The sequence below is a fragment of the Clostridium tyrobutyricum genome, assembly GCF_019144085.1.
GTDB lineage: Bacteria > Bacillota > Clostridia > Clostridiales > Clostridiaceae > Clostridium_B > Clostridium_B tyrobutyricum_A.
Window position 1 is genome coordinate 1 of sequence record NZ_JAHHUY010000025.1, and the last position, 26,332, is coordinate 26,332.

At 29.6% G+C, this 26,332-nt stretch carries 24 protein-coding genes; 6 read left to right on the forward strand and 18 right to left on the reverse strand.

Annotated features, from left to right (window positions below; genetic code table 11):
* Nucleotides 1–876: LysM peptidoglycan-binding domain-containing protein (locus KM800_RS11080; protein WP_217813128.1), on the reverse strand; the 876-nt coding region annotated here is incomplete at its 3' end.
* 95 nt (nucleotides 877–971) lie between these two features.
* Between KM800_RS11080 and add the strand changes: the two genes are divergently transcribed.
* Complete coding sequence (add, locus tag KM800_RS11085) at nucleotides 972–2,003, forward strand: adenosine deaminase (protein ID WP_217813129.1); 1,032 nt, start codon at nucleotides 972–974, stop codon at nucleotides 2,001–2,003.
* 45 nt (nucleotides 2,004–2,048) lie between these two features.
* Here the strand turns inward: add and KM800_RS11090 are convergent, their stop codons facing one another.
* From KM800_RS11090 to KM800_RS11140, 11 genes are all read right to left on the reverse strand, one after another.
* Nucleotides 2,049–3,575 carry a phosphomannomutase/phosphoglucomutase gene (locus KM800_RS11090; RefSeq protein WP_217813130.1) on the reverse strand — a complete coding sequence of 509 codons (1,527 nt, stop codon included), beginning with the start codon at nucleotides 3,573–3,575 and terminating at the stop codon, nucleotides 2,049–2,051.
* 91 nt (nucleotides 3,576–3,666) lie between these two features.
* On the reverse strand, nucleotides 3,667–4,221 hold the full coding sequence (locus KM800_RS11095) for an accessory gene regulator B family protein (protein ID WP_217813131.1): 555 nt from the start codon (nucleotides 4,219–4,221) through the stop codon (nucleotides 3,667–3,669).
* Nucleotides 4,218–5,546: a sensor histidine kinase gene (locus KM800_RS11100; RefSeq protein ID WP_217813132.1), complete on the reverse strand. Its 1,329-nt coding sequence runs from the start codon at nucleotides 5,544–5,546 to the stop codon at nucleotides 4,218–4,220. The genes KM800_RS11095 and KM800_RS11100 overlap by 4 nt, the downstream gene beginning before the upstream one ends.
* A gap of 71 nt (nucleotides 5,547–5,617) precedes the next feature.
* A complete protein-coding gene (locus KM800_RS11105) occupies nucleotides 5,618–5,761 on the reverse strand; it encodes a cyclic lactone autoinducer peptide (RefSeq protein ID WP_217813133.1) in 144 nt (47 codons plus the stop codon).
* A gap of 137 nt (nucleotides 5,762–5,898) precedes the next feature.
* Nucleotides 5,899–6,045: an aspartyl-phosphate phosphatase Spo0E family protein gene (locus KM800_RS11110; protein WP_217813134.1), complete on the reverse strand. Its 147-nt coding sequence runs from the start codon at nucleotides 6,043–6,045 to the stop codon at nucleotides 5,899–5,901.
* A 204-nt stretch (nucleotides 6,046–6,249) separates the two neighbouring features.
* Nucleotides 6,250–6,708, reverse strand: coding sequence for a Fe-S cluster assembly sulfur transfer protein SufU (gene sufU, locus KM800_RS11115; RefSeq protein ID WP_217813135.1), 459 nt, complete (start codon nucleotides 6,706–6,708; stop codon nucleotides 6,250–6,252).
* On the reverse strand, nucleotides 6,695–7,957 hold the full coding sequence (locus KM800_RS11120) for a cysteine desulfurase (protein WP_254906544.1): 1,263 nt from the start codon (nucleotides 7,955–7,957) through the stop codon (nucleotides 6,695–6,697). The genes sufU and KM800_RS11120 overlap by 14 nt, the downstream gene beginning before the upstream one ends.
* Nucleotides 7,950–9,113, reverse strand: coding sequence for a Fe-S cluster assembly protein SufD (gene sufD, locus KM800_RS11125; RefSeq protein ID WP_217813136.1), 1,164 nt, complete (start codon nucleotides 9,111–9,113; stop codon nucleotides 7,950–7,952). The genes KM800_RS11120 and sufD overlap by 8 nt, the downstream gene beginning before the upstream one ends.
* A gap of 11 nt (nucleotides 9,114–9,124) precedes the next feature.
* Complete coding sequence (gene sufB / locus KM800_RS11130) at nucleotides 9,125–10,531, reverse strand: Fe-S cluster assembly protein SufB (protein WP_217813137.1); 1,407 nt, start codon at nucleotides 10,529–10,531, stop codon at nucleotides 9,125–9,127.
* Nucleotides 10,532–10,558: 27 nt separating this feature from the next.
* On the reverse strand, nucleotides 10,559–11,305 hold the full coding sequence (gene sufC / locus KM800_RS11135) for a Fe-S cluster assembly ATPase SufC (protein ID WP_217813138.1): 747 nt from the start codon (nucleotides 11,303–11,305) through the stop codon (nucleotides 10,559–10,561).
* 167 nt (nucleotides 11,306–11,472) lie between these two features.
* Nucleotides 11,473–12,645, reverse strand: coding sequence for a DUF4317 family protein (locus KM800_RS11140; protein ID WP_217813139.1), 1,173 nt, complete (start codon nucleotides 12,643–12,645; stop codon nucleotides 11,473–11,475).
* A gap of 332 nt (nucleotides 12,646–12,977) precedes the next feature.
* Here KM800_RS11140 and argC point away from each other — a divergent pair, with 332 nt between their 5' ends.
* The 4 genes from argC to KM800_RS11160 are packed head-to-tail and all read left to right on the forward strand — an operon-like array spanning nucleotide 12,978 to nucleotide 17,349.
* Entirely contained in the window at nucleotides 12,978–14,018 is a 1,041-nt protein-coding gene (gene argC / locus KM800_RS11145) for an N-acetyl-gamma-glutamyl-phosphate reductase (RefSeq protein WP_217813163.1), read from the forward strand.
* Nucleotides 14,019–14,054: 36 nt separating this feature from the next.
* The gene (gene argJ, locus KM800_RS11150; RefSeq protein ID WP_217813140.1) at nucleotides 14,055–15,275 is read left to right on the forward strand and encodes a bifunctional glutamate N-acetyltransferase/amino-acid acetyltransferase ArgJ; all 1,221 of its coding nucleotides are present in this window, start codon (nucleotides 14,055–14,057) and stop codon (nucleotides 15,273–15,275) included.
* A gap of 31 nt (nucleotides 15,276–15,306) precedes the next feature.
* Complete coding sequence (argB, locus tag KM800_RS11155) at nucleotides 15,307–16,161, forward strand: acetylglutamate kinase (protein WP_419195471.1); 855 nt, start codon at nucleotides 15,307–15,309, stop codon at nucleotides 16,159–16,161.
* Nucleotides 16,162–16,173: 12 nt separating this feature from the next.
* Nucleotides 16,174–17,349, forward strand: a complete 1,176-nt coding sequence (locus KM800_RS11160; RefSeq protein WP_217813142.1) for an aspartate aminotransferase family protein — start codon at nucleotides 16,174–16,176, stop codon at nucleotides 17,347–17,349.
* A 193-nt stretch (nucleotides 17,350–17,542) separates the two neighbouring features.
* Here the strand turns inward: KM800_RS11160 and thiI are convergent, their stop codons facing one another.
* The gene (gene thiI / locus KM800_RS11165; protein WP_217813143.1) at nucleotides 17,543–18,685 is read right to left on the reverse strand and encodes a tRNA uracil 4-sulfurtransferase ThiI; all 1,143 of its coding nucleotides are present in this window, start codon (nucleotides 18,683–18,685) and stop codon (nucleotides 17,543–17,545) included.
* Nucleotides 18,682–19,818 carry a cysteine desulfurase family protein gene (locus KM800_RS11170; protein WP_217813144.1) on the reverse strand — a complete coding sequence of 379 codons (1,137 nt, stop codon included), beginning with the start codon at nucleotides 19,816–19,818 and terminating at the stop codon, nucleotides 18,682–18,684. Before KM800_RS11170 ends, thiI begins: the two co-directional genes overlap by 4 nt.
* A 183-nt stretch (nucleotides 19,819–20,001) precedes the next feature.
* Between KM800_RS11170 and KM800_RS11175 the strand changes: the two genes are divergently transcribed.
* The gene (locus tag KM800_RS11175; protein ID WP_217813145.1) at nucleotides 20,002–20,712 is read left to right on the forward strand and encodes a polysaccharide deacetylase family protein; all 711 of its coding nucleotides are present in this window, start codon (nucleotides 20,002–20,004) and stop codon (nucleotides 20,710–20,712) included.
* Between the two features lie 45 nt (nucleotides 20,713–20,757).
* Here KM800_RS11175 and KM800_RS11180 read toward each other — a convergent pair whose 3' ends face one another.
* The 4 genes from KM800_RS11180 to KM800_RS11195 are packed head-to-tail and all read right to left on the reverse strand — an operon-like array spanning nucleotide 20,758 to nucleotide 26,285.
* On the reverse strand, nucleotides 20,758–21,300 hold the full coding sequence (locus KM800_RS11180; RefSeq protein WP_217813146.1) for a hypothetical protein: 543 nt from the start codon (nucleotides 21,298–21,300) through the stop codon (nucleotides 20,758–20,760).
* 16 nt (nucleotides 21,301–21,316) lie between these two features.
* Entirely contained in the window at nucleotides 21,317–22,069 is a 753-nt protein-coding gene (locus KM800_RS11185) for a PD-(D/E)XK nuclease family protein (RefSeq protein ID WP_217813164.1), read from the reverse strand.
* Nucleotides 22,047–24,236, reverse strand: a complete 2,190-nt coding sequence (locus KM800_RS11190; protein WP_217813147.1) for an ATP-dependent helicase — start codon at nucleotides 24,234–24,236, stop codon at nucleotides 22,047–22,049. The genes KM800_RS11185 and KM800_RS11190 overlap by 23 nt, the downstream gene beginning before the upstream one ends.
* Nucleotides 24,237–24,269: 33 nt before the next feature.
* The gene (locus KM800_RS11195) at nucleotides 24,270–26,285 is read right to left on the reverse strand and encodes a UvrD-helicase domain-containing protein (protein ID WP_217813148.1); all 2,016 of its coding nucleotides are present in this window, start codon (nucleotides 26,283–26,285) and stop codon (nucleotides 24,270–24,272) included.
* Nucleotides 26,286–26,332 lie beyond the last annotated feature (47 nt).

Consider the following 26,332-nt stretch of genomic DNA (forward strand, 5'->3'; position numbering starts at 1 on the left):
GGCCATTGGTGGACCTCCTGACCACCCCCACTCGTAAGTCATAATAATCACAAAATCAACTATCTCTCCATGGGCCCTATAATCATGTGCTCCATGCCATGAACCTGTTGTAATATCATACGTCTTTGGTGCAAGAGCAGTGCCAACTACATATCCCATAGGATGCAGTCTTGCCACTAATTTTCTTAAAAAATCATTATATTTTTCCCTGTCTGCTGGTGGAATTCTCTCAAAATCTATAACAACACCAGAATAAGATTTAGCCTGCAGCACAGATACAATATTGTCTATTAAATTATTTTGTAGATTTTCATTATTCAATATATTTTGTATTAAATTACTATCAAAATTATCCCCTGATATATTTGTTACAGATAGAAGTGGTGCTGTTCTAAAATTTCTTCCTGTATTCACTGCTACATCATCATTTAAAGGTGTTAAACCTCCATCTTCTGTAACCTGATGACTAAATGGAGTCAAATAGGTCAAATATCTTGCAACACCGCTTACTAAATTTCTATCTCTTTCAGGACTTCCAGGTTGTATGAAAGCATTTGTTTCTATATATCCATAATTTTTTGACTGTCCAGGTATTACAAGTATCATACCTGGATAGATTTGAGCAGGATCAGAAATATTATTTACTGAAATTATGCTTTCTAACGATACTCCAAATCTATTAGCTATATTCCAAAGAGAATCACCTGGCTGTACCATATATGATCTTTCAGTTGCTGGAATTACAAGTGTTTGTCCTATTACTAAACTCTCATTTGGATCCAAAGCATTGGCCCTTATTATGTTTTCTGGATTTACTCCAAACTTTTGTGATATGGACCATATGGAATCTCCCCCTGTTACTACATATATATTCAAAATGGCAGCTCCTTTTTTATTACTATTATATAATATATTCAACTACAATTATTTAGTTAATATTTATGTTATTATAAATTAAAGGATGTGATTTTATGAACTTGGATAAATTATTAAAAGCAATACCAAAAACAGATTTACATTGTCATTTGGATGGTAGTATAAGACCACAAACCATGATAGATATTGCACGAAAAGATAAGATTTGTATTCCAGATTATAATATAAACGGATTAGAAAAATATGTAAAAATATCAGGAAAATGTGATTCATTAAAAGACTACTTAAACAAATTTGATATTCCTATAAAAATTATGCAAAGCTATGATAATATATATAGAATAACATTGGAATTATTAGAAGATGCCGCAAGACAAAATATATGCTATATAGAGATTCGTTTTGCACCTTTCAACCATTTGAAGAAAGGTCTAAGTTTAAAAAATGTAATAAATGCCAGTATAGATGCTATAAAAGATGGTAGAGAAAAATATGGGATTACATCAAATTTAATTTTATGTGCTATGAGACATAAATCTTCAGAAATGAGTAAAGATTTAGTAAATGCGGCAAAAGATTTTATAGGTTTAGGAGTTTCAGCAATAGATTTAGCTGGAAATGAAGCTGATTTTCCTCCTGAAATACATAAAGAAGCTTTTGATATGGCAAAATATTATGGACTGCACCGTACTGTACATGCAGGAGAAACTGGCAATCCTGAAAACATAATAAAATCCATAGAACTTTTAAATGCAGAGAGAATAGGTCATGGTGTGTTTGCATTTAGAGATAACCATGTAGTTGAATATCTAAAACAAAACAACATACCTCTTGAGGTTTGTATTACAAGTAATGTAAATACTTCTGCAGTTAATTCCTACAAAGAGCATCCAGTAAAGTCATATATGGATAATGGAATTATAATAACAGTTAATACAGATAATACAACTGTATCAAATACAAGTATAGTTGATGAATTCAAATATCTTGTAAAATATCAAAATTTCACTTTAAATGATATAAAAAAGGTTATAAAAAATAGCATAGATTATTCTTTTGCAGATAAAAAGGATAAAGAGACTTTGAATTTTAAATTTTTATCATTTGTAAATGCTATGGATATTTAATAAATCAGCTTGTAAATTCCATTTGAAATTTACAAGCTTTATGTTTTATTTTTTAGACATCATACTTGAAAGGTCTAGTTTATCATGTTTCATAAGATATTTTATTAATTTTGAAACTATAAGTTCAACTCCTCCTTGACTATCTGATTCTATATTCAACGGCATTACAGCTTCATGCAATGACAACCTTAACAAAAACCAGCCATCTCCATTCTCTTTATTACAATTTACCTTTATTCCTTCATAATTTTCAGGTTCAATACTCCATCCATTAATTCTTTGCACATATTCCTTTAAGTTGTCCAAAACATTAGAACCATACTCTTTAAAATTATTAAATTTGATTTTCATTCTATATTCCTTGCTTTCACATGGACTATCTAGATCAGAAATCAAATCAGAAAGCTTTCTATTATCGTGATTTTTTAATTTTGCCATTTTTATAAGTATTTTACAAACCAGATAAGCTCCATCATCTAAAAAATAATTTTCCTTCAAGGCGGCATGTCCAGAAGTTTCAATGGCAAAATAGCATTCTTTGTTTTCATTATTAAATCTTATAGCTTCATTAATAACATTTCTATAGCCTCTTTTAAATCTATGATGTATACCACCTCTTTTTTCTATGAATTTTTTAAGACCATTACTGGTAACAGAATCAGTCACTATTATAGATCCTGGATGTTCTTCAAGAACAATTGCAGAAGTCAATGCTATAAGCAGATTCCTATTTATTTCTCTTCCATAACTATCCACTATAGCTGATCTATCCACATCTGTATCAAATATAATTCCAATATCAGCTTTATTTTCAAGTACAGCCTTTTTTAAAGAATCCATAGCTTCCTTTTTTTCTGGATTCGGTATATGATTTGGGAAAGTACCATCTGGTTCGATAAATTGACTTCCATTAGTGTCCGCTCCCAATTGATTCAATACTTTTTCTACAAAGAATCCACCTGCACCGTTTCCCGCATCTACAACTATTTTAAAATTTTGAAGTGGTTTCAATCTATATTCTTTATCGTCTATTCCATCTATTATTTTATTTATTAAAAAATCACTATAGTCTTTCATAAGATCACGTTTGATTATAACTCCTGATTCTTGCACTGTACAAACCTTTTCATTTTGTGCACTATCAATCAATTCATTTATATCCTCCTTGTCAAACCCTCCTTTACTAGTAAAGAATTTGAATCCATTATAATAATAAGGAAGATGACTGGCCGTTATTTCTATAGCTCCATCTGATTTATAATTTTCAAATATTGTACTCATGAACATTGCTGGTGTAGAACATAAGCCACAGTCCATTACAGTACAATCCAATTTTTTCATCTCAGAAATTAAAATTTCTTTTATACTTTCACTAGTTATTCTAGAATCCATTCCTATAGATATTTTAAGTTTACTCAAATCCCTATTTTTTTTTCTGGATAAAAGCACCACAAAAGCTTTCGCTATACTTGAAATCATACTATCTATAAGGTTTACATCCCTTTCGGAATTTTTTATTACAACGCCTCTGATATCCGTACTATTTTTTACATCTTTCCATTTCCCATCCATTTACTTCCCCAGCATAAAACACAATGTAGTTTTATGCTAAAGGGTTCACCTCCTTATATAGTTTATTTTATGTTTTTTATATAATAATATATTATATATTTAATTTTTCAATCATCATCATTATTGTAGCACTTAAAATTGATATAACAGCAGTAGTTAAAACTTTATTAGGAATAAAACAACAAATTACAATTAATATAAATGTAATAACTATAGAATACTTGTTAAGCTGATTTTTGCGTTCACTGCTCTTGATTGGCCTATTAACATTATCTACAGGTGAAAATATGCAAATACAAATAAAAGAAATAATTAATAGTATTAATAAAATACCACTATTAATTGTTATATATTTTCCAACAATAATAATTGTAGAAAATATAATAAAACTCATAATAAAGCATCCCCAATAAGTTTTTGCATGATACCCACCCGAAAATAGCCTAATAGGACAAAAGAATATTAAGGCAATTATATAATATTTTTGAATAGAAAATATCCAAAATATTATATAGTAAGGAATTAATTTCGTAATCTCATCGAAAATACAAGTTAATCCATATTCCATTTTCTTTAACTGTAACTCTGAAAACTCAGGATTTGATTTAGAAATTTTTTCTACTAGATGAGGTATAAAATTTTTCATTTTGTTGATTCCTTTACTTCAAATTTAATTAAAAACTTGGTTATTTCAGAATTACTTTCGAGAGCTATAAATCCATCATTTTGTTCAATTAATTGTTTAGTAATATAGAGTCCGAATCCATGATCACTTGATTTTTTAGTTTTTGTTGAAAACCCTTTATTAAAAATCTTGTCCTGAATATCCTTTGGAATCATATCGGCATTATTGGATATTTCAATATAAAACTTTTTATTTTCAATAAAAGTATCAAAGGTTATTTTTTTATTCTCAATATTAGATCCAAATAGAAACGCTTCAAAAGCATTGTCTATGAGATTACTTACAATACTTATCAACTCATTTTCCTTTATTTTTATCTTACTAAATGGCTCATCAATCATTATATCAAAATTTATATCATTTTTTATTGCATAATTATTCTTAATAGATAGTAATCCGTCTAGATAATCATTTCCTGTATTTATGTACTTAAATGATGAATGGATAGTATCTGAAATTCCACTTACATAAGTCCTTATTCTCTCTACTGTATTTGGTTTATTTAAAGAACATAATCCCCATATTACATTAATGTGATTTGCAAAATCGTGTTTTTCCTGTCTTATTATGCTGATTATTTCTTCCATGTTTTTAATCTGATGTTCTTGAATTTTATAATTTGATTCTATTTTTATATATTTTCTATAATTTTTCAGTTCTTTTAATTCAACTATTAAAAATATAAAATACAAGATAAAAATTAATATATTATATGTTTTGGAATCTTTTATGTTAAGCGCACTAAAATTCATTATAAATACAAAAAATCCAAATATACCAACTTGAATTATTAGACTTGACAAAACTGTATCTTTATGGCTAAACAAATTAAATTTTCCAAATTTTTTGTTCAATTTAAATATAATTACTACAATAAATATCTGAAGTAATTTAGAACTAATTAAAAAAATCAATAAGTATTTTTGATTAAAAAAAAGTTGATTTAAATTTATATTAAATACAAACATCTGTATGATTTCAACTAAATTTTCAGTGATAAAAATCATTGAAATAAACAGGAAAAATATTATAGATGAAATAAAAAATCTTATTTTAGCAATACACGTTAATAACAAAATACAAAATATTGAAAGTACTAATGTATGATAAACTTTGTCAATATAAAATGTACTAAAATAACTAGCAGCAACATAAAATATACAAAAAATAAATGATTTAATTTTATTTTCTTTTATAAATTGCTTGTTATTATATAATATTTCAAAAATCATTAAAAAAAGCACAGCCTCTATACTGTCCAATACTATTTCTCTTATAACTGGCATATTTTTCTCCTATGTATAACAAATTAAGACTCTCCACAGAAATTATATATCTATGGAGAAGCCTAAACTAATTACTTTAATAACTCATCAGGGCATTTTGGTTGATGTCCACTAACAAGTGATGCTGGTACTAAAACTATTCCCCCTAAAAATAATGCTAAGGAACCTATCATTTTCATTGATTTTTTTGTTAAAAAACTTTTCAAAGATTTCATATTAACATCCTCCCCATAATTTTAAAATAATATTACTTCTCTTAAATTAAAACATTCTACAAAGACTTTATTTTTCCTGCATAACATAGAAAAATTTCATGTTAATATAAGAATTTTTATGTTGAACCCTGTTTATTTTAATGCGATTTGTAATAATATACAATGAGTTCATCTAATTTTTGGCTCACTTTTAATATCTCTGCATTTGTATACTCATCTGAATCCACCATTTTATTCAACTTATCCCTCAGTTTCTCCAATACTTCATCCAATAAGTTCTTCATATACTTTACATTACCTACCATTTTCTACTAAATATTATGTGATATGATATAATATTTAGTTATTTAAGTAAATAGTTTAAAATATTTCTAATATTTTAATTATATCGAACTTGTGTTCTTATGTAAAGTATTTTTTGATATAAAACCTGTTATTAACAGAAAGACTGCCTCAATTGATTTTTTTCAATTAAAACAGCCCAAGTTTTATTTTTGTGAGGGAACTTTTTTAGCATTTTTCTTTTTTATGGCTTCATCCAAAGTATGCCATGCAAGCACTGCGCATTTTACTCTGGCAGGCATCATAGAGATATTTTTAAGTGCTATAGCATCTTCTAATTTTTCCAATTGTTTTTCATCTGTAACTTTCTTTTTTATCATACCAATAAATGTATTTACATAATCCATGGCTTCTTCAATAGTTTTACCTTTAATTAAATCTATCATCATGGATGTAGAAGCTTGAGATATGGCACATCCACTTCCTTCATAGGCTACATCTTCTATGACGTCTCCATTGAATTTCAATGAAAGTGTTATATCGTCTCCACAACTTGGATTATGCCCTCTTTCTTTTATATCTGGATCATCTATTTTTCTCTTGTTTGTTGTATCCTGATTATGCTCTGTTATTATTTCTGAATATATAAGACTAAGATCGTCCATAACCTAACCACTTCCTTACCTGTTTGACACTATCTACAAATTTATCTATTTCTTCACGAGTATTGTAAAAATAGAAACTAGCTCTTGCTGATGCCTGTATTTTCAAATGTTTCATAAGAGGTTGTGCACAATGATGTCCGGCTCTAACTGCCACACCATAATTATTTAATATACTTGCAACATCATGAGGATGAACATCTTTTACATTAAATGAAACAATTCCTCCCCTATCTTTAACATCTTTAGGTCCATATACTGTAACATATTCTATGTCAGAAAGCTTTTTTAGTGCATATTCCGTAAGCTCTTTTTCATAAGTTTCAATATTATCAAGTCCTACTGAGTTTAGATAATCTATAGCTGCTGAAATTGATACTGCACCCTCTACATTCTGAGTACCAGCTTCAAACTTGAATGGAAGCTCTGCAAAAGTCGCATCCTGTTCAGTTACATACTCTATCATATCTCCACCTCTTAAAAAAGGAGGCATTTTCAATAAAAATTTTTCCTTTGCATATAGTACACCTATACCCATGGAAGCCAACATCTTATGCCCTGAAAACACAAAGAAATCAGCATCTATATCTTTTACATCAACTTTCATATGTGGTGCACTTTGAGCACCATCTATTAAAACTACTGCACCTTTTTCATGAGCATATTTTGCAATTTCCTTTACCTGATATTTGGTTCCAAGAACATTGGACATCTGTGCTATAGCAACCAATTTCGTTTTATCAGTTATTTTACTCTTGTATTCTTCTTCTGTTAATCTTCCATCTTCGTTTGGATACATGTACTTGAGTACAGCACCCTTTGCCCTAGCTACCATTTGCCATGGAAGTATGTTGCTGTGATGCTCTGAAACAGGAATTACTATTTCATCACCCTTATTTATAAAATTTAATCCATAACTGTAAGCTACTAAATTCAATGATTCTGTAGCATTTCTTGTAAATATTATTTCAGAATCTTTTTCTGCACCTATAAACTCTCTAACTTTTTCTCTGGAACTTTCATAAGCTTCTGTAGATGTAACTCCAAGATAATGAGCTCCTCTATGAGGATTTCCGTTTAATCCTTCATTATATCTGCGAACAGCTTCCATAACAGCCTTTGGCTTTTGAGTGGTTGCTCCATTGTCAAAATATACCAAGTCTTTGTCATTTACTTTTATGGATAATATGGGGAAATCTTCTCTTATCTTTTTAACATCTATATCGGAATTTTTCAAACTCACATTATTCATTTACGAGCCTCCTTCTAAGTTCCTCTGACAGAAACTCTTTTAAATCATCTGCAGGTACTCTATCGAAAATAGGACTAAATCTAGCTTCTATTACAAGCTTCTTTGCCTCTCTGTTATCAAGTCCACGACTCATCAAATAAAAAAGCTGATTCTCGTCTATCTTGCCTACACTAGCTGCATGAACTCCATCTACATCTTCTTCATGGCATAAAAGCATTGGCACAGTATCTGTTTTAACAGTAGGATCCAAAAGTAATACTTCTTCGGACTGAGCACCTTTTGACTTAGAGGATCCCTTCTTAAAATCTATATTTCCTTTAAATATCTTTCTAGCTCTATCTTTCAATACTCCTTCTATAATCATATTGCTCATGCTTTCTTTTCCAAAATGATTAGTAGTATAATAGATATCCTGTCTTCTATCTCCATCTACTAAATAAGCTGAGTATATATCCGCTGAACTGTGATCTCCTTTTAAATCGGAATTATAATTTGTAACATTTATTCCACTTCCGATTTCTATTGTTACCCAGTTGACTTTACCATTTCCTTCTACCAGTGCCATATTTGAATCAAAATGAGTTGATTTGTCATTCATTCTCTGAATTTTTACAACATTTACTTCTGATCCCTCTTTTGCAAATACTTTAGTTAATCCATTATGAAATGCTTCAGTTTCCTTATCCTGTGTAATATAATCCACTACTAATGTAATTTTACTATTTGGTTCAGCTACAATTATATTATTATCTATAAGAGTTGCATTATTCTTGTTTAGATTGAAATTAAGTCTTAAATAAGAATCTACAATCTTGTTCTCCGGAACCTTTATAAATATACCTGCATTAAATCCGTTTTCTGCAAGTCTTACAAAATCTTTTGATACAGAAGGTGCATCATCAAAACTTGAACATCCACAAAGGCACTCACTTCTGGATGCATCCTTGGTAGGAACTATAGTTACCCCATCAAATTCTTCTTTATTAAACTCGATATATTTTTCTTTATATTGCTCTATTTGTGGAAGTCTGTAATTATCCATATTAAAGCTATTTAATCCAAGGTACTTCCATGTAGCAACATATGCTTGATTTAATTTAAAATTCTTTTTATTTTCAAAAGTAGAAATTATATCCTTACTATTACTGTCTATCATACCGTACCTCCTTATCCTATACTTCCCTTTAATTCAAGTTTGATCAAGTTGTTCATCTCTACTGCATATTCAAGGGGAAGTTCTTTTGCTATAGGTTCTACAAATCCTCTAACTATCATACCTCTTGCATCTTCTTCAGTAAGACCTCTGCTCATCAGATAAAAAATAGCATCATCACTTATTCTTCCTATTTTAGCTTCATGACCTACATCAACATTATTATTTGCCACACTTATAACAGGTATTGTATCTGATCTGGATTCACTGTCAAGCATAAGTGATTCACAGGATACACTTGCTTTTGAGTTATCTGCATCTTTAGTAGAACTCAAAAGGCCTCTGTATATTGCAACTCCGCCATTTTTAGATATTGATTTTGTATTTACAGTGGATGTTGTATTAGGTGCTGCATGAACTACTTTTGATCCAGTATCCAAATATTGACCCGAACCTGCAAAAGTTACCCCTGTAAAATCAGCCTTTGCTCCTTCTCCTTTTAATATGCTCATTGGATACAGCATTGAAACTTTAGATCCAAAGGAACCGGATACCCATTCTACATGCGCATTTTTATCTACAAGTGCTCTCTTTGTATTCAAATTGTACATATTTCTTGACCAGTTTTCTATAGTACTATATTTTAGTGAAGCTCCTTCTCTTATATAGCACTCAACACATCCTGCATGAAGATTGTTTACAAAATATTTAGGTGCTGAACATCCTTCTATATAATGAATTCTTGCACCTTTTTCAACTATTATAAGAGTATGTTCGAACTGTCCTGCTCCTGGAGCATTTAATCTAAAATAAGATTGAATTGGAATATCTACTTCTACTCCTGCCGGTACATACACAAATGATCCCCCGGACCATACTGCCCCATGAAGTGCTGCAAATTTGTGGTCTGTTGGTGGAACAAGTTTCATAAAATGTGGTTTTACAAGATCTTCATGTTCCTTTATAGCAGTTTCCATATCCATGTAGAGCACACCCTGCTTTTTAAGATCTTCGCTTACATTATGATAAACAACTTCTGAATCATACTGTGCTCCCACACCTGCCAGTGATTTATGCTCTGCCTCTGGAATACCAAGTAAATCAAAAGTCTTTTTTATATCATCGGGAACATCATTCCAATCATGTTTCATATCAGTATCAGGTCTTATATAAGTAACTATATTTTCCATATTCAATCCTTTTAAATCAGGTCCCCATGATGGCATTGGCATGCTATTATATATATCTAGAGATTTTAGTCTGAATTCTCTCATCCATTCCGGATCGTTTTTTTCATCGGATATTTGCTCTATTATTTCTTTTGTAAGTCCAGAATTTGTTTTATAACTGTATTTAACTTCATTTTTTATATCATAAATACTTCTATGAACATCTTCTATATAAGTTTTATCATTTTCCAAAAAAAACACCTCTTTTTAAGTAAATCTTTATACTAAAGCTTTAAATTGATCATATCCATTTTTCTCTATTTCATCAGCCAATGAAGCATCACCGGTTTTAACTATTTTTCCATCTACAAGAATATGAATATAATCTGGTGTCAAATATTCCAATATGCTATTGTGATGAGTAATTATAAGTATTGAATTATTTGAATTTCTAAGTTTGCTGACTCCCTCTGATACTATTCTAACTGCATCTACATCAAGTCCTGAATCTGTCTCATCAAGCATAGCCAATTTAGGTTCGAGAACTGCCATTTGAAGTATTTCATTCTTTTTCTTTTCTCCACCAGAGAAACCTACGTTCAAATATCTTTGTGCATAACTTTCATCTATTTTCAAAAGTTTTAGTTTTTCCTTTAGCGCTCTTCTAAAAGCTAATATCCCTATATTCTTTCCTGCAACAGCCGTCTTTGCAGTACGGAGAAAATTTTCAACAGTTATTCCAGGTATCTCTTCTGGATATTGGAATGACATGAATATTCCTTTTTTGGCTCTTTCATCAACTTTCAAGTTATTTAAAGATTCTCCTTCAAATAACATTTCTCCATCTGATATAGAATACTTAGGATGACCCATAATAGTATTTACAAGAGTAGATTTTCCTGCACCATTGGGTCCCATAATTGCATGGATTTCTCCTTTGCCAATTTCCAGATTAAGACCTTTCAGTATTTCCGTATCCCCCACTCTTGTTTTCAAATTATTTATTTTCAGTAATTTATTGTCCATTATATCTCTCCTTTATATCCGAGTATTTAACTCTTGTTTAATATTAAAAAAAAACCAAACTCATATAAGTTCAAAGCATATCAGACTTAAACGCTCAGAATTATTTCTATTTACATTCTACTATTTATTTTGATAATAATCAACATTTCAGCAAAAAAACCTCATATTTAATAATTTTGGTTTTCAGTTTCAATATTCAATCCATCAATTGTAACATCCTCATTTAATACTATGATCAGACATTTTCTACCATCTTTATCTCTTATCTGCTTAACTGTGTTCAAATTTCCCGGAGTAATAGTTATATTTATATTATCATTTTCTATCTTAACAGACCTTCTTTCAAAATCAGGCACTATATTTTTAACTTTAAACTCATAATCTCCACCGCATACTTCTTCAAACGCATTTTTTACAAGTTCAGGCTTTTCTATACCACTCTGTGATAATATATTTACAACTTCTTTCATATCTACTTTGGGTTCTTCATCATCTTCATTTTCATACTCAAGTTTTTCGTTTATATTTTCATATATTTCCTGCATGACTTCAGGTTTTATTTCATTTTCCACTGCTGTTTGAATTATAGCAGTAAAACTCTCCTTTTCCTCCACAGCAGTAGGTTTCATATTACAATCCAATACGCCCTGTACAAAAGCATCATTTATTTGTTTTGCCTTATGTGAATAATAAATCAACTTATTTACATCTACATATTCAGAACTAAAACTTGGAAACACAAAACCATCAAGAGGTGAATTTAAATTTATAGTAACATCTAAAATAGAATTCGATTTAAACTTCATCTCAGAATAATCAAACTTTAATACTTTCTTTGGAATATCTACTTTGTTTACACTACAAAGTATGAATTCTATAGCTTGTATATAATCTTCTACATTTTCATCTTGATTTTTGCTTTTTTTATTTCCCCTATAGTATTCACATTTAATAAAATTTATCACTATATCCGTATCATAATTAAAATTGTCACGAATTTTATCAACTATTTTATCGGCAAAATCAGGTATGCTTTTTTTCTCGCTTAGTGCACTGTACAATATATTTTGTGTACTTTCAGGCAAATTTTCTTCAAAATTTTGATTTTTAAAATTGAGTTCAAATATTTTTGAGTCTATTGTACCAGTTACTACCTTTTTAAAATTATTTAAGTATAATTCCCTGGTTTCAATGTCCATCATTTCAAATGGAGTTAATTCATTTGTTATTATCTGTCCATTATCTTTTTTTAAATATACACTGTATACCTCTTTTATTGGAAGTGCATAACTATCAATTTTGAATTCTTTTCTAATATCTGATAAATCCTTTTTATTCATTTTCTCCTCCATAATGTATAAATTTTTCATTATTAACATTATAACAAATACCAGTAGTTGTAAATAGCTATTTCCACTTTTTTGTATTAACAGCATCTATTAATGAGGATATGTATACTTATACATATATTATAAGGAATAATTCACAATATAATTACTACAAAAATCATTGACTATTATGAAATAAAAAATTATAATTTTATTGTATTTACTAATTTATAGAGGTCTTTATAAATTAGTAAATACAAGTATTAATTTTTATAAACTGTATTGCATAATTATTCATAAAGTTTTATAATAATAAATATGTTTTTATAGTTAGTAAGGGGGTAATTAAATCGCTAAAAGTTGGAATAATAGGTGGCACAGGTTATGTAGGAGCAGAATTAATAAGACTTTTATCAAGCCACAGCAAAGTCGAAATATCAGCTATATCTTCAGTCAGTTATAAAGGGAAAAAGCTTTCAAGTATATACCCGAATTTTTATAATATAAATGATCTCATATGTGAAGACGAAGATACTGTAATAGAGAAATGTGATGCAATTTTTATAGCTTTACCTAACGGTTTAAGTGAAAATATTGCAGAAAAAATATTAAATAAAAACAAGATATGCATAGATATGGGTGCCGATTTTAGATTCAAAAATGGACTTACATATAAGAAATGGTATGGAAAAGATTTTAGCATAGCTAATTTACATGATAAATCAATATATGGTCTTCCAGAGCTTAACAGAGAGAAGATAAAAAATGCAAAAATAATAGGAAATCCAGGATGTTATGCTACTTCCATAGAACTTGCTCTTCTTCCTTTGATTTCTAAAAACATTATAGAGGAAAAGGGAATAATTTCAGATTCCAAATCAGGAGTAACTGGTTCTGGAAGAAGTCTTAGTGAATCATCACATTTTACTAATTGTAATGAAAGCTTAAGTGCATATAAAATAGCAAAACACAGACATACACCTGAAATAGAAGAAACATTAAACTCTATTTCAAATAGTGATATAAAACTAACATTTACTCCTCACCTTCTGCCAATAAACAGAGGAATTCTATCTACCATATATACTACTCCAAATCAAAAAGTAGATATGGAAAAAATTCATGATGAATACTGCAAATTTTATGCTAGTGAGCCATTTGTAAATGTACTTCCATTAGGGGAAGTTTCCAAGATAAATAATGTAAGGCTTTCAAACTACTGTGACATCTCTCTTCACTACGATGAGGAAAATGGCAAGTTAATATTGATTTCCTGCATAGACAATATGATCAAAGGTTCAGCAGGTCAGGGAATTCAAAATATGAACATAGCCTTGGGTTTTGATGAAAAAGAAGGTCTTAATTTCGTACCATCTATTTTTTAATAGATTATTTGTACATTAAAAGGAGGATAATTGAATATGAATTTTAAGATTACAAAAGGGGGCGTTACATCACCTAAAGGTTTTAAATCATCTGGTGTCAGTACAGGTCTCAAGAAAGAAAATAAAAAAGATTTAGCCTTGGTGTATTCAAAAGAATCATGTAATTCTGCTGGTGTTTATACTAAAAATGTAGTTAAGGGTGCTCCACTTATAGTTACAAAAGAACATTTAAATAATTCTAAGGCACAGGCCATAATTATAAACAGTGGAAATGCAAATACATGTACTGGAGATACAGGTATTAAAAATGCAGAGGAAATGTGCTCATGTTGTGCTGATCTACTTGAATTAAAAAAAGAAGATGTTCTTGTAGCTTCTACTGGAGTCATAGGAGTCCAGTTAAATATAGATGCTATAAAAAAATCTATACCTGATTTAGTAAATTCATTAAGTGGAGATGAACATAAAAATGCTGCAAATGCCATAATGACTACTGACACTGTACTAAAAACAGTTTCACTGAGTTTCAAAATTGGTGATAAAACTGCAACTATAGGAGCAATGACAAAGGGTTCTGGAATGATACATCCTGATATGGCTACTATGCTTGCTTTTATTACTACAGATACAAACATATCTCCTGCTCTTTTGAACAAAGCATTGAAAGATTCTGTTAAAGTTAGTTACAACAGAATTTCAGTAGATAGAGATACATCAACAAATGATATGGCCCTTATACTTGCCAATGGTCTTGCTGGAAATCCAGTTATAAATGAAGAAAATCAGGATTACCAAATATTTTCACAAGCATTAAATGAAATAAATATAACTTTAGCTAAAATGATGGCAAAAGACGGTGAAGGTGCTACTAAATTAGTAGAATGCAAAGTAATAAATGCTCCGAATGAACATGATGCTGAAATTTTAAGCAAGTCTGTAATATGTTCAAATCTAGTAAAGACTGCCATGTTCGGTGCTGATGCCAACTGGGGAAGAGTATTAGATGCACTGGGATATGCTGGTGTGGACTTTGATATAAACAAACTACAATTATCCATGGAGAGTTCAAAAGGAACTATAGAAGTATTCAAAAATGGATATCCTGTAGATTTTTCGGAAGATCTTGCGAAAAAAATATTATCGGAAGATGAAATTTTAATAATTGTAAATATGAATTGTGGTTCTTTTATTGTTTCTTCCTGGGGCTGTGATCTAACTTATGATTATATTAAGATTAACGGAGATTACAGATCCTAAATAAAAAAAGTGCAAATTAAAGGAGGCATACATTTTGGATCACAATGAAATAGGAAGTGTATTGGCAGAATCACTGCCATATATTCAAAAATATAGAGGTAAAACATTAGTAGTTAAATATGGTGGAAATGCCATGATAAATGAAGATTTAAAAAAATATGTCATAAATGATTTAATACTTATGAAATGTGTGGGCATAAACCTAGTAGTGGTTCACGGCGGGGGGCCACTTATTTCTTCTTATTTGAAAAAACTAAATAAAGAAAGTAAATTTATAAATGGACTAAGATATACAGATGATGAAACAATGGATATAGTTCAAATGGTCCTGTGTGGAAAAGTAAACAAAGATCTTGTTAACTTAGTTGAAATTTGCGGTGGAAAAGCCATTGGTCTATGCGGTATAGACGGTTCCCTGATCAAAGCTAAAAAGATTTGTTCCGATGTAGATTTAGGACATGTAGGAGAAATTACAGAAGTAAACACAGAAGTCATCAAAAATTGTATGGACACCGGCTATATACCTATAGTAAGCAGTGTTGCACTTGGATATGACTCTGAAGTTTACAATGTAAATGCGGATACCTGTGCTTTTAAAATTGCATCTGCATTAAAAGCTGAAAAATTAATACTTCTTACAGATGTTCCAGGAGTTATGAAAGATATAAATGATCCTTCAACTCTTATGTCAAAATTAAATCTAGAAGAAATCAAGAAATTATATACAGACAATATAATAAATGGTGGAATGATACCAAAAATCAATTGTTGCACAGAATCAATCAAAGCTGGAGTAAGAAGAGCACATATTATTGATGGAAGAATTCCTCATTCTCTTCTTCTTGAACTATTTTCAAAACAAGGCATAGGAACTATGATTTATTAGGAGGAAATTTATATGGATTATTTATCTTATTCAAAAAATTATCTTATGAACACTTATGGCCAGTTTCCCGTGGTATTTACCCATGGTAAGGGCTGCAAACTTTACGACACTGAAGAAAAAGAATATTTGGATCTTACTTCAGGAATAGGAGTATCATCTTTAGGCTACGGAAATGAAGAATGGATTAAAGCTGTAACTGAGCAGGCAAAAAATCTAGCTCACATCTCAAATATATTTTTAAATATACCGGAACTTACATTGGCTAAAAAACTTACTGAAGCAAGTAGTATGAGCAAAGTATTCTTTGGTAACTCCGGTGCAGAAGCAAATGAAGGAGCAATTAAACTTGCACGAAAATACAGCTACTTGAAATATGGAAAAGGAAGAAGTACAATACTTACTCTTAATAAAAGCTTCCACGGAAGAACTATAACTACATTAAAAGCTACAGGCCAGGAAAAATTCCACAAATATTTTGATCCTTTTACTGAAGGTTTCAAATATACTGATGTAGATGTAAAGTCTCTTGAAGCTGCCATCGATCCAACAGTTTGTGCAATCATGATGGAGGCAATTCAAGGTGAAGGTGGAGTATATCCTCTACCAAAAGAATTCATAGACAAAGTAGTTGAAATAAGTAAAAAAAATGACATACTTATTATATTCGATGAAGTTCAATGTGGTATGGGTAGAACAGGAAAATTATTTGGATATATGAATTATGAAGTAGAACCAGATATAGTTTCAACTGCAAAGGGATTAGCAGGAGGTCTTCCTATTGGAGCTGTACTATGCAACAAGAAACTTGAAAATACATTTGTTCCAGGAGATCATGGTTCAACATTTGGGGGGAATCCTATTAGTACGGCTGGAGCAAATTGTGTAGTTGATACATTGAAAAAGCCGGGATTTTTAGATGACATAGCTAAAAAAGGCTCTTTTATTAAGAGCTTCTTCAAAAATGCTGCTTCTAAAAATGTATTAGACGTTAGGGGAATTGGACTTATGCTTGGAATTCAGCTAAACTCGGAAAAATCCTCTGAAGTTCAGAAAAAAGCTTTAGAAAATGGTATTCTCGTATTAACTGCAGGACCTAGTGTAGTTAGACTACTTCCTCCTCTTGTTATTTCAGAGAAAGAACTAGAGTCTGCATTGAGTTCATTAATTAAAATTATAGACGAAATTTAATAAAACTATTGCTTTATAATACTATGTATAATATAATAAATTATATCAAACAATATTAATTATTATTCAATATTGTTTTTGATTAAGTGCCAGGGTATATTGCATATCCTTATTTAATCACACTACCCCCTATATATTGTTTTTGTTGACTCATGACAAAATAGAGAATAGATAAATTCTATTCTCTACTTTTTTAATTAAATAACTCTGTATTATCAATAGATTTTTTCACTAATTCATCAATATCCAGAATACTTTCAGCTTTTTTTATTTCTTCAAGACGCGGTTTCGTTTTTGGATGTTTCGGAACAAATATAGTACAGCAATCTTCATATGGAAGTATAGATGTATTATAGGTTCCTATTTTTCTAGCTACGTCCATTATATCAACTTTATCCATGGCAATTAATGGTCTAAATGCAGGTCTGTCTGCAGCATCGTTGCTTACTACAAGTCCCGACATAGTCTGACTTGCAACCTGTCCTATACTCTCTCCTGTAGTTACAGAATCCACATTGTATTTTTCTGCAAGTTTACATGCTATTCTCATCATAAATCTTCTCATTATTATGGTAAGTTCATCTTCCCTGCATTTTTCAATTATCTGCATCTGTATTTCAGTAAAAGGTGCTACAAAAAGATTTATACTTCCTGTATAACTTTTTAATATATTTGCAAGATCTTTTACTTTTTCCTTTGCCCTTTCACTAGTATATGGGTGGCTGTGAAAATAAACACAATTTAATATGACTCCTCTTCTTGCCATCATATATCCAGCTACCGGTGAATCTATTCCACCTGAAAGCATAAGCATTGTGCTTCCATTAGTTCCATACGGCATTCCGCCTTCTGCTTTTATCCTTTCTGAATAAACATATGCATTATCTCTTATTTCTATATTGACTAAAAAATCAGGCTTTTTTACATCTACTGAAATATCTTTAATATTTTCCAATATGTACGCCCCTATCAATCTACTAACTTCCATAGAATTTATAGGGAATTTTTTATCCGCCCTCTTTGTAACAACTTTAAATGTATTTCCACTGCATTTAAGTGCACATGAGAGAGCCTGCTTTTTTATGCTTTCCATATCTCTTGATATCTCATAAGCAATACACACTTCGGATATACCAAAAACTTTTTTCAGCCTATTTACGCCTTCATCTATATTTTCACATTCTATAAACCAGCGGCCTTCATCTTTTACAAAGTCATATTCCACTCCTTTCATGACATTTTTTATATTGTTCATAAGTTTTCTTTCAAATTTTCCCTTATTTAATCCTTTTAAAAATATCTCCGGTGCATATTTAACTAATATCAACTTTCTCATATTTTAATTCTCCTCAAAAATTTTAAAGATTTGTCCAATACTTCCATAGTATAATCAATTTCTTCTTTCGTATTAAATTGACTAAAGCTAAACCTTATAGTACCTCTTATCTCTTTTTCAGTTAATCCAATGGCCTTTAGCACATGGCTTTCCTTATTATCTCTGGCTGAACAGGCAGAACCTGTAGAAACAAATATGCCCTTGTCCTCCATCATATGTAAAAGAACTTCTCCTCTAACTCCTGAAAATGAAACACTTAAAACATATGGTGAATAGATCTGTCCATTGCTGTTTATCCTAACATTGGGAATATCTTTTAGCTTATCTATAAAATAATCTTTTACTTCACTTACCCTTTTAAAATTGTCCTCATATGTTTTATATGTAATCTTTGCTGCCTCTGCAAGACCAGCTATAGCTGTCAAATTTTCAGTTCCAGACCTAAATCCTCTTTCCTGTCCCCCACCGTATATAAGCGGTTTGGGCCTTAATCCACTTTTTAAATAAGCTATGCCTATTCCTCTAGGTCCATGTATTTTATGTCCACTTACAGAAAGCAAATCTATATTACATCTTTTTACATCTATTTTATACTTTCCGTATCCTTGAACTGCATCTACATGAAATTTTACTCTACTGCTCTTTTCTTTTAGAGCTTTTCCTATATTTTCTATATCTTGCAAAACTCCAGTCTCATTATTAGTATGCATTATACTTACCAGAACTGTTTCTTTATTCATATTTTTCAAAAGCTCATCTATGTTTATTCTACCAGTCTTATCTACATCTAAATATGTAACCCTTATACCCTGACTTTCAAGATACTTGCATGTATTTATAACACTTGGATGTTCTATTTTAGTAGTTATAATATGTTTACCTGCACTTAAGAATCCTCTTATAAGAAAATTATTGCTTTCACTTCCACCTGACGTAAATATTATTTCATCCCTGCTGCAATTTAAACTAAGAGCTATTATGTCTCTGGATTTATCTATTTTTCGTTCAGCATTCATTCCAATAGAATAAGCTGAAGATGGATTTGCATAATAATTCTTCATTGTATATGCCATAATATCCATAACTTCTGAATATGGTTTTGTAGTGGCACTGTTGTCAAAATATACTTCCAATTTATTCACTCCTATTTCGTGTTGAATTAAATAAAACTCAGTATAGTCAATAATACATATAATATCACAATTAAACGACATAACAAAATTTATTTTTATTTTTTATATAGAATGTCTAATAATAAATAAATATGTGCAAATACTAAATCCAGTTATAAAATCTAGAAAAAGGAGAGTTTCAGCATGAGACTTAAAAATATTTCATGGTATTTTGTGATTTCACTATTAACAATAAGTATACTGTTTAATCCAATAAAAGTTATTGCAAAAGATAATACTTCAAAATTAATTTATTTAACCTTTGATGATGGTCCAAGTGAAACAGTTACAAATAACATACTTGATATTTTAAAGCATGAGAATGTAAAAGCCACTTTCTTTGTAATAGGCTATAAATTTGATGGAAGAGAATCTGTTTTAAAGAGAATAAAAGATGAAGGACATAGTATAGGTCTTCACACATTCACTCACGATTACAAAAAAATATATGCAAATGATTCCTCATTTATAGATGAAATGAATAAATCGGGAGTTGAGTTGAAAAACATAATAGGATTTTCTCCTAAAATAATAAGATTCCCTTCAGGAAGCAAAGATCATCTAAATCCAAATCTCTTAGATAAATTACACTCATGTGGATATAAAATATTTGACTGGAATTTATGTTTGTCCGACGGTATAAACTATAATACCCCTGTAAACAAATTATATATTGAAGGTACAAAAAAATGTATAAATCAAAACAAGGTATTTTTACTGGCACACTGTAGTGGAGAAAATAAAAATACTTGTGAAGCACTTCCTAAAATAATTAAACACTATAAAGAATTGGGATATGAATTTAGAACAATTACAGAAAAAACTCCTGAATACCACTTTAAAATATCCAGATAAATATTACAAGCTTCAGAAAAGTTTAAACTCTTCTGAAGCTTGTAATTAATTTATGGCATTTAATTTGTCAGTTGCCAGATCCCATTCATATACTTTTCCATTGGATTTGTCAACATAGTACCAGCCGCTAGTAGCAATATGATCCTTCATACTATCAAAACTATGTATAACATAATATTCTACATTATTCCTTGTTGTATCATGATCAAATGCAACTTTAGTATTTGAGTCCTTCTGTTTCAATGATTGTTCAACTAATTGAACTGCTTTATCCTGAGTTATTTTATTGTCTGTTTCAGTCTTATTATCTTTATTATCTTCTTTAACGTCTTTAGTCTCTTTAGCAGTATGTTTAGCACTATCTTTTGTTTCTGGGACATCTGTATTCGTATTATTCTCACTACTTGTGTTTTTATTAGTATTTGTTGACTTGTCCTGTTTTTGAGGCTTGTTTACCTCCATGCTGGTACTCTGAGTACTTTTAGCATTTTCAGAATTATGCTTTTTTGTATTATATACATAATATGCTCCAACAACAACTATTAAAATTATTACTACTGAAATTATTATATTTCTACTCTTATGCACTAAATCATCCTCCATATTAAAAATAACTATTTTTTCGTACATTGCATATATGATTGAATTCGCAAAATTTGCACTTGGATCTATATACTTCTTTATCAAAATCACAATTGAAATCATAAGAATTTATAGTATCTATTAATTTTTTTAAATATTTTTCACCTTCTGAATGTTTATATTCTGAATACTTTATGTTCAAAACATTATCACCATACTGGGGCTGCCAGAAAGTCATGGATATGTCTTCAAATTTTGTATTAATTCCAAATAATTTCTCTGCATTTTCAGATAGTACATATAGATATACAAGAGTCTGTATTCTGTTTTCCATTTCTTCAAGTAAAAGTTTTCTATTTTCCGTCTTCCAGTCATAAATTTCAATTTTACCACCAGGTTTTATTACTATAAGATCATATTTTGCCTGAAGCTTTATAATACCAGACTTCATCTTTATTTCATACTCCGTTAAATATGTATTTTCATCATATAATAAAAATGTTTTCTGCAATGAATCCACCCATTTGGCCAAATTTCGATTCTTATCTAATTTTCCTATAGGAAGTCTTGAAAAATATCTTTCACATATAAGGTGAAAATCTATACCTATATCTATATTATCATAATATCCACTTTCTATAAAGTCATCTCTTTTCCATGATATATTGTCTATATATTTAAATTTAAACTTCATAGGACATGTTCTAAAAATATTTAGGGAAGTTTGACTATAATAAAAATATTCTAATTTTCTAATGTCCAGAGAAATCACCACATTTCTTATATACAAATTCTTTTATTACTTTAAAATATTCAGATGGAAAATCTTGTTTTGATTTATCATAATGTGACATACAGATAAGATATCGTTTAGCCCTTGTTACAGCGACATAAAGAAGTCTTATCTTTTCACATAATATTTCAACTCGCGATTGAACAATAGGATTTGATGTAATTTTATTACCTAATATTTTCTCTATCTCTGCCTTTCCAAGTGCTGTAGGATTTTTAAATTCATCTTTGAAAAAATAGTATTCAGATCTAAATTTACTACTAAATGACGAAGGATAGGTATAATTATTAAGATAAAGTAAAAATACGCAATCCCATTCAAGTCCTTTAGATTTATGATAAGTCGCAACTGCTACTTTTTCAGGATTCGGTTCATATCCATTCACACTATAAATAACTTCAGACATATGTCTGAATACAGAATTATTTATATCTAAAAGTTGGTTTGAGATCATATCAAGAGTAATATTTGGATTTTGAAATCTTTCATACTTTATATAAGAAGCTATTAATTGAAGCATGGCACTATCTTCGGAATTAAACCTAAATACATTTTCTATATATAATAACAGGTTTAGAATATCCTTATTGGAATTTTCCAGAATACTCTTTAACTTATAACAAACATCTACAAAAGTATTGGCCATTTTCTCATCTATCTTTTTAAATTTGTTTATAGTGCTAATTCTAAACTCATTCTCTGAAATCATTTCTTCCACACTTGATTTTGAAATACACTCTATTATTTTATCCTTCTTTTCAATATCTCCATCAATGATTTCATATATGATATCTTTAAATTTATCAATACTATCTGGCTGAGCTAAAAATGCAAGCAATTTACCTAATATATTTGTAATTTTAATTCTTTGACCTGATGTACTAGACAGTTCATCACAATCTATATGATTTTTTATAAGCTCTTGAGATATTTCAGATACATGTTTATTAAATGGTACAAGTACTGCTGTAGTCATATCAGGATGTTTTTTCTTAAAATTAATTATAGCTCTTATAGTAGACTCTTTTTCTTTCTCCCAGGAACTCATACAATAGGTCTTAATCCCATACTCATTCATTTGCGGATTTTTTAAATCATCCATATCTTCCACAGGCTTTATAATTTGATTTTTCAAAGCATTTCTGCAACTTTTTTCGCTACGATGTTTTTGAGTATATTCAACTATATAATTGGCGAGATCTATTATTTCCCTACTGCTTCTCCCTGCCATATTCATAATGTATTTTTTATCAGCTTTATCTATAAAATCTTCAAAATACCTTGGATTTGATGACGTAAAACTTCCCATTATACTCTGATTTAAATCTCCAACTCTAACTAAATTATTATTACTGCGACTTTGGGAAATCAAGGATAGTATCTTATATTGTATCATATTGGAGTCCTGACATTCATCTTCAAATACAAAATCATATTTATTTTGAAATTTGGTTCTTAAATTTTCATCTGTTTTCAATGCACTATATGCCAGAACTATTATATCCTCATAGTCCACATATCCATTTAATTTAAGCAATTTCTCATAATCTTTATAAATATAATTTATAATTTTAACTATACTATTACTCCCTAAAATCTCTAAACTATTGTCTATTTTATCACATGATATAGAATTCAATTTCAACTCACTTATAATTACTTCTATTGCAGAAGTGAAATTTTGCCACCAATATTTTTCCTTTACATCATATTTTTTGGTTCCATAATCATTAAGCAAATTTTTAAATGTCTTTTCCCCTCCTCGCCTTCTCCATAAATCTATACATCTACCAATATAAATTGACTTGTTGATATCATCCAAAACTTTTATATCTTCATCTAATCCAACTACATCAGGCCTTTCCTGAATTATTTTCATAGCCAGACTGTGTATTGTCATTACTTCATAACTCCTACTTGAGTCTATTCCATGGCTTTCCAATACTTGAGAGATTCTGCTTTTGAAATTATTTACTGCACTATTCATATAAGTTACTATCAGAACTTTTCCCTTGTCTGATTTTTTTTCTATTATTTTAGATGCCAAGTAGGCTACAATAAAAGTTTTTCCCGCACCAGGTACTGCCGAAACAGCCATAGTTCCTCCATTATATTCAAGTATTGGAACCTGATCTTCTCTGAATTTCATAATATTCCACCTTTTTTAAATTCGTAATAAGCATCATTCACCAGTTATTAAATTATAAAGGAGCCCATTCTGTTCGTATCCATTCACAGAATATTCACTTCCATACAAGTATATACCTTTGCTGCACTTTTTAATTAGCGCTTTTGTCAACAATTTCAAGAGCTGTAATCTATTTTTTTCTTCTATTTTTTCTGTATATATACATCCGTTTTCCCAGTTTTCTTTAAACAAATAGCTATTTGAAAATTCTTTTATATTTCTTGGACACCACATATTACTTTGAATATCTGTCCATATTTGTACAGAACACTTCATGTTACTTGTTAAAAAACTATAAGGGGTACCTATAATTATTCCTCTATCCTCAATATGCATTTTTTCAATATCATATCTAGAGTAGAAATCCATTGCCTCTCTTCTCACAAAATCTATAAATTTTTGCTGTGGATTTTCTATGGTTTTAAAATTTTTTAAACTTGATATAAATTTTTCTGAAAATTCGCTTAAATTTTTGCATACACCTATATTTTGTTGTGAATTCTCAATGTCTATCAATACATCAAGAAATATCAGCCTTATAATCTGTGATATATTTAATTCATTTTTTTCATATTTATACTTACACTCTTTTATAAAATCCAGTATATGATGATATTTTATACTTGCATCACCGCCAATAAGATTTTTCATTTCATCAGTTAAATCTGTAAATTCTCCAAAATTCATGACATTTTCAACAAGTCTATATGCCTTTATTGCATCTATACCAAGAACGGAAGAAAAAAATCTTCTATAATCATCTTGGGTAAAATCATGATTAATATATCCTATACATTTACACAATATTATTATAATACTGTTAACATATATATTATCAATAAGCATGTTTTTTTTAGAAAGATTTTTTATATTTATTGATTCGGATGCAAATCTTGTCTTCATCTCATAATTTAAAATATCGTCATTTACTGGAGATATAATACATATATCATCGGGAGCAACCCCATTTTCAATAAGATTAAACACCTTTTCCGATATCTTATTAAGCATTTCACTTCTAAATATGGAGGACAAATCTATATGCACACTATCACAATTCATTTTCAATGTATTAGAAAACAAATATAAATTATCACTACACAAAAAATGATCTTCCAATTTCAATCTTTCAGAACTTAACAACTTACATTTATTCAAATATTCTATATCTGCCCCATAATAATTGCAAAATCCTCCTTGTGGATTAAAAAACAAATAGACCTTTTCTGCTCTTCCCCCTATTAGTTCTAAAAGTTTTAGCTGGGCTTTTGATATTTGATCCACATCATCAACAATTAGACATTTTATACTGCTTAAACGTTCTATATATATTTCATCATTTAAAAGATACTTATTGTACAAATAAATAGCTATAGACATATCCATACTCCCCGAAGACAATAGGCTTTTTGTATAATGTTCTATTATTTCATCCATATGTATGTAGTTATCTATATTTTTATTTTCTTTAAGTCTTATTGAAGAATATATTGTTTTTCCTATATTTTTTAATTCTTTTAGAGAAAGTGCTGAAATATTCATGCTATTTATAAATTCTTCTGCAATTTTCTTTGACTGTTCAGCTATATCTAAAAAGTATCCTCTATTCTTTCTAAAATAATCAACTAATATTTCCATCATATATATAGCTGTATCCTGATATACAATTCCAGGTTTTATTATGTATTTCTTGACTTGCTCACAATTCTTCTCTATTACAGGCCAATATTTTGTTAGTTCTTTAATTATAAAATTATTGTATGTATCTATTTTAGACTGTCCCCATAAATCAAATTGCATTTTACCCGTCCAATCTACCTTTTGATGAGAATTGAGTACAAATACCATGATATCTTCGCTTTTAATTTTTTCTCTTTCTATCATATTTATGTACTTTTCCTGGGCAAGAGTGGTTTTGCCGCTTCCACCTGTACCTTCTACAATTAAATTTTTTCTATGAAAATCATTTTTTAAAATCATATTTTTTAATTCATAATATTTTATTTTCATCACCTTCACACTACAAATTCTTGTTTACACAAAAAAATCAGGGTATA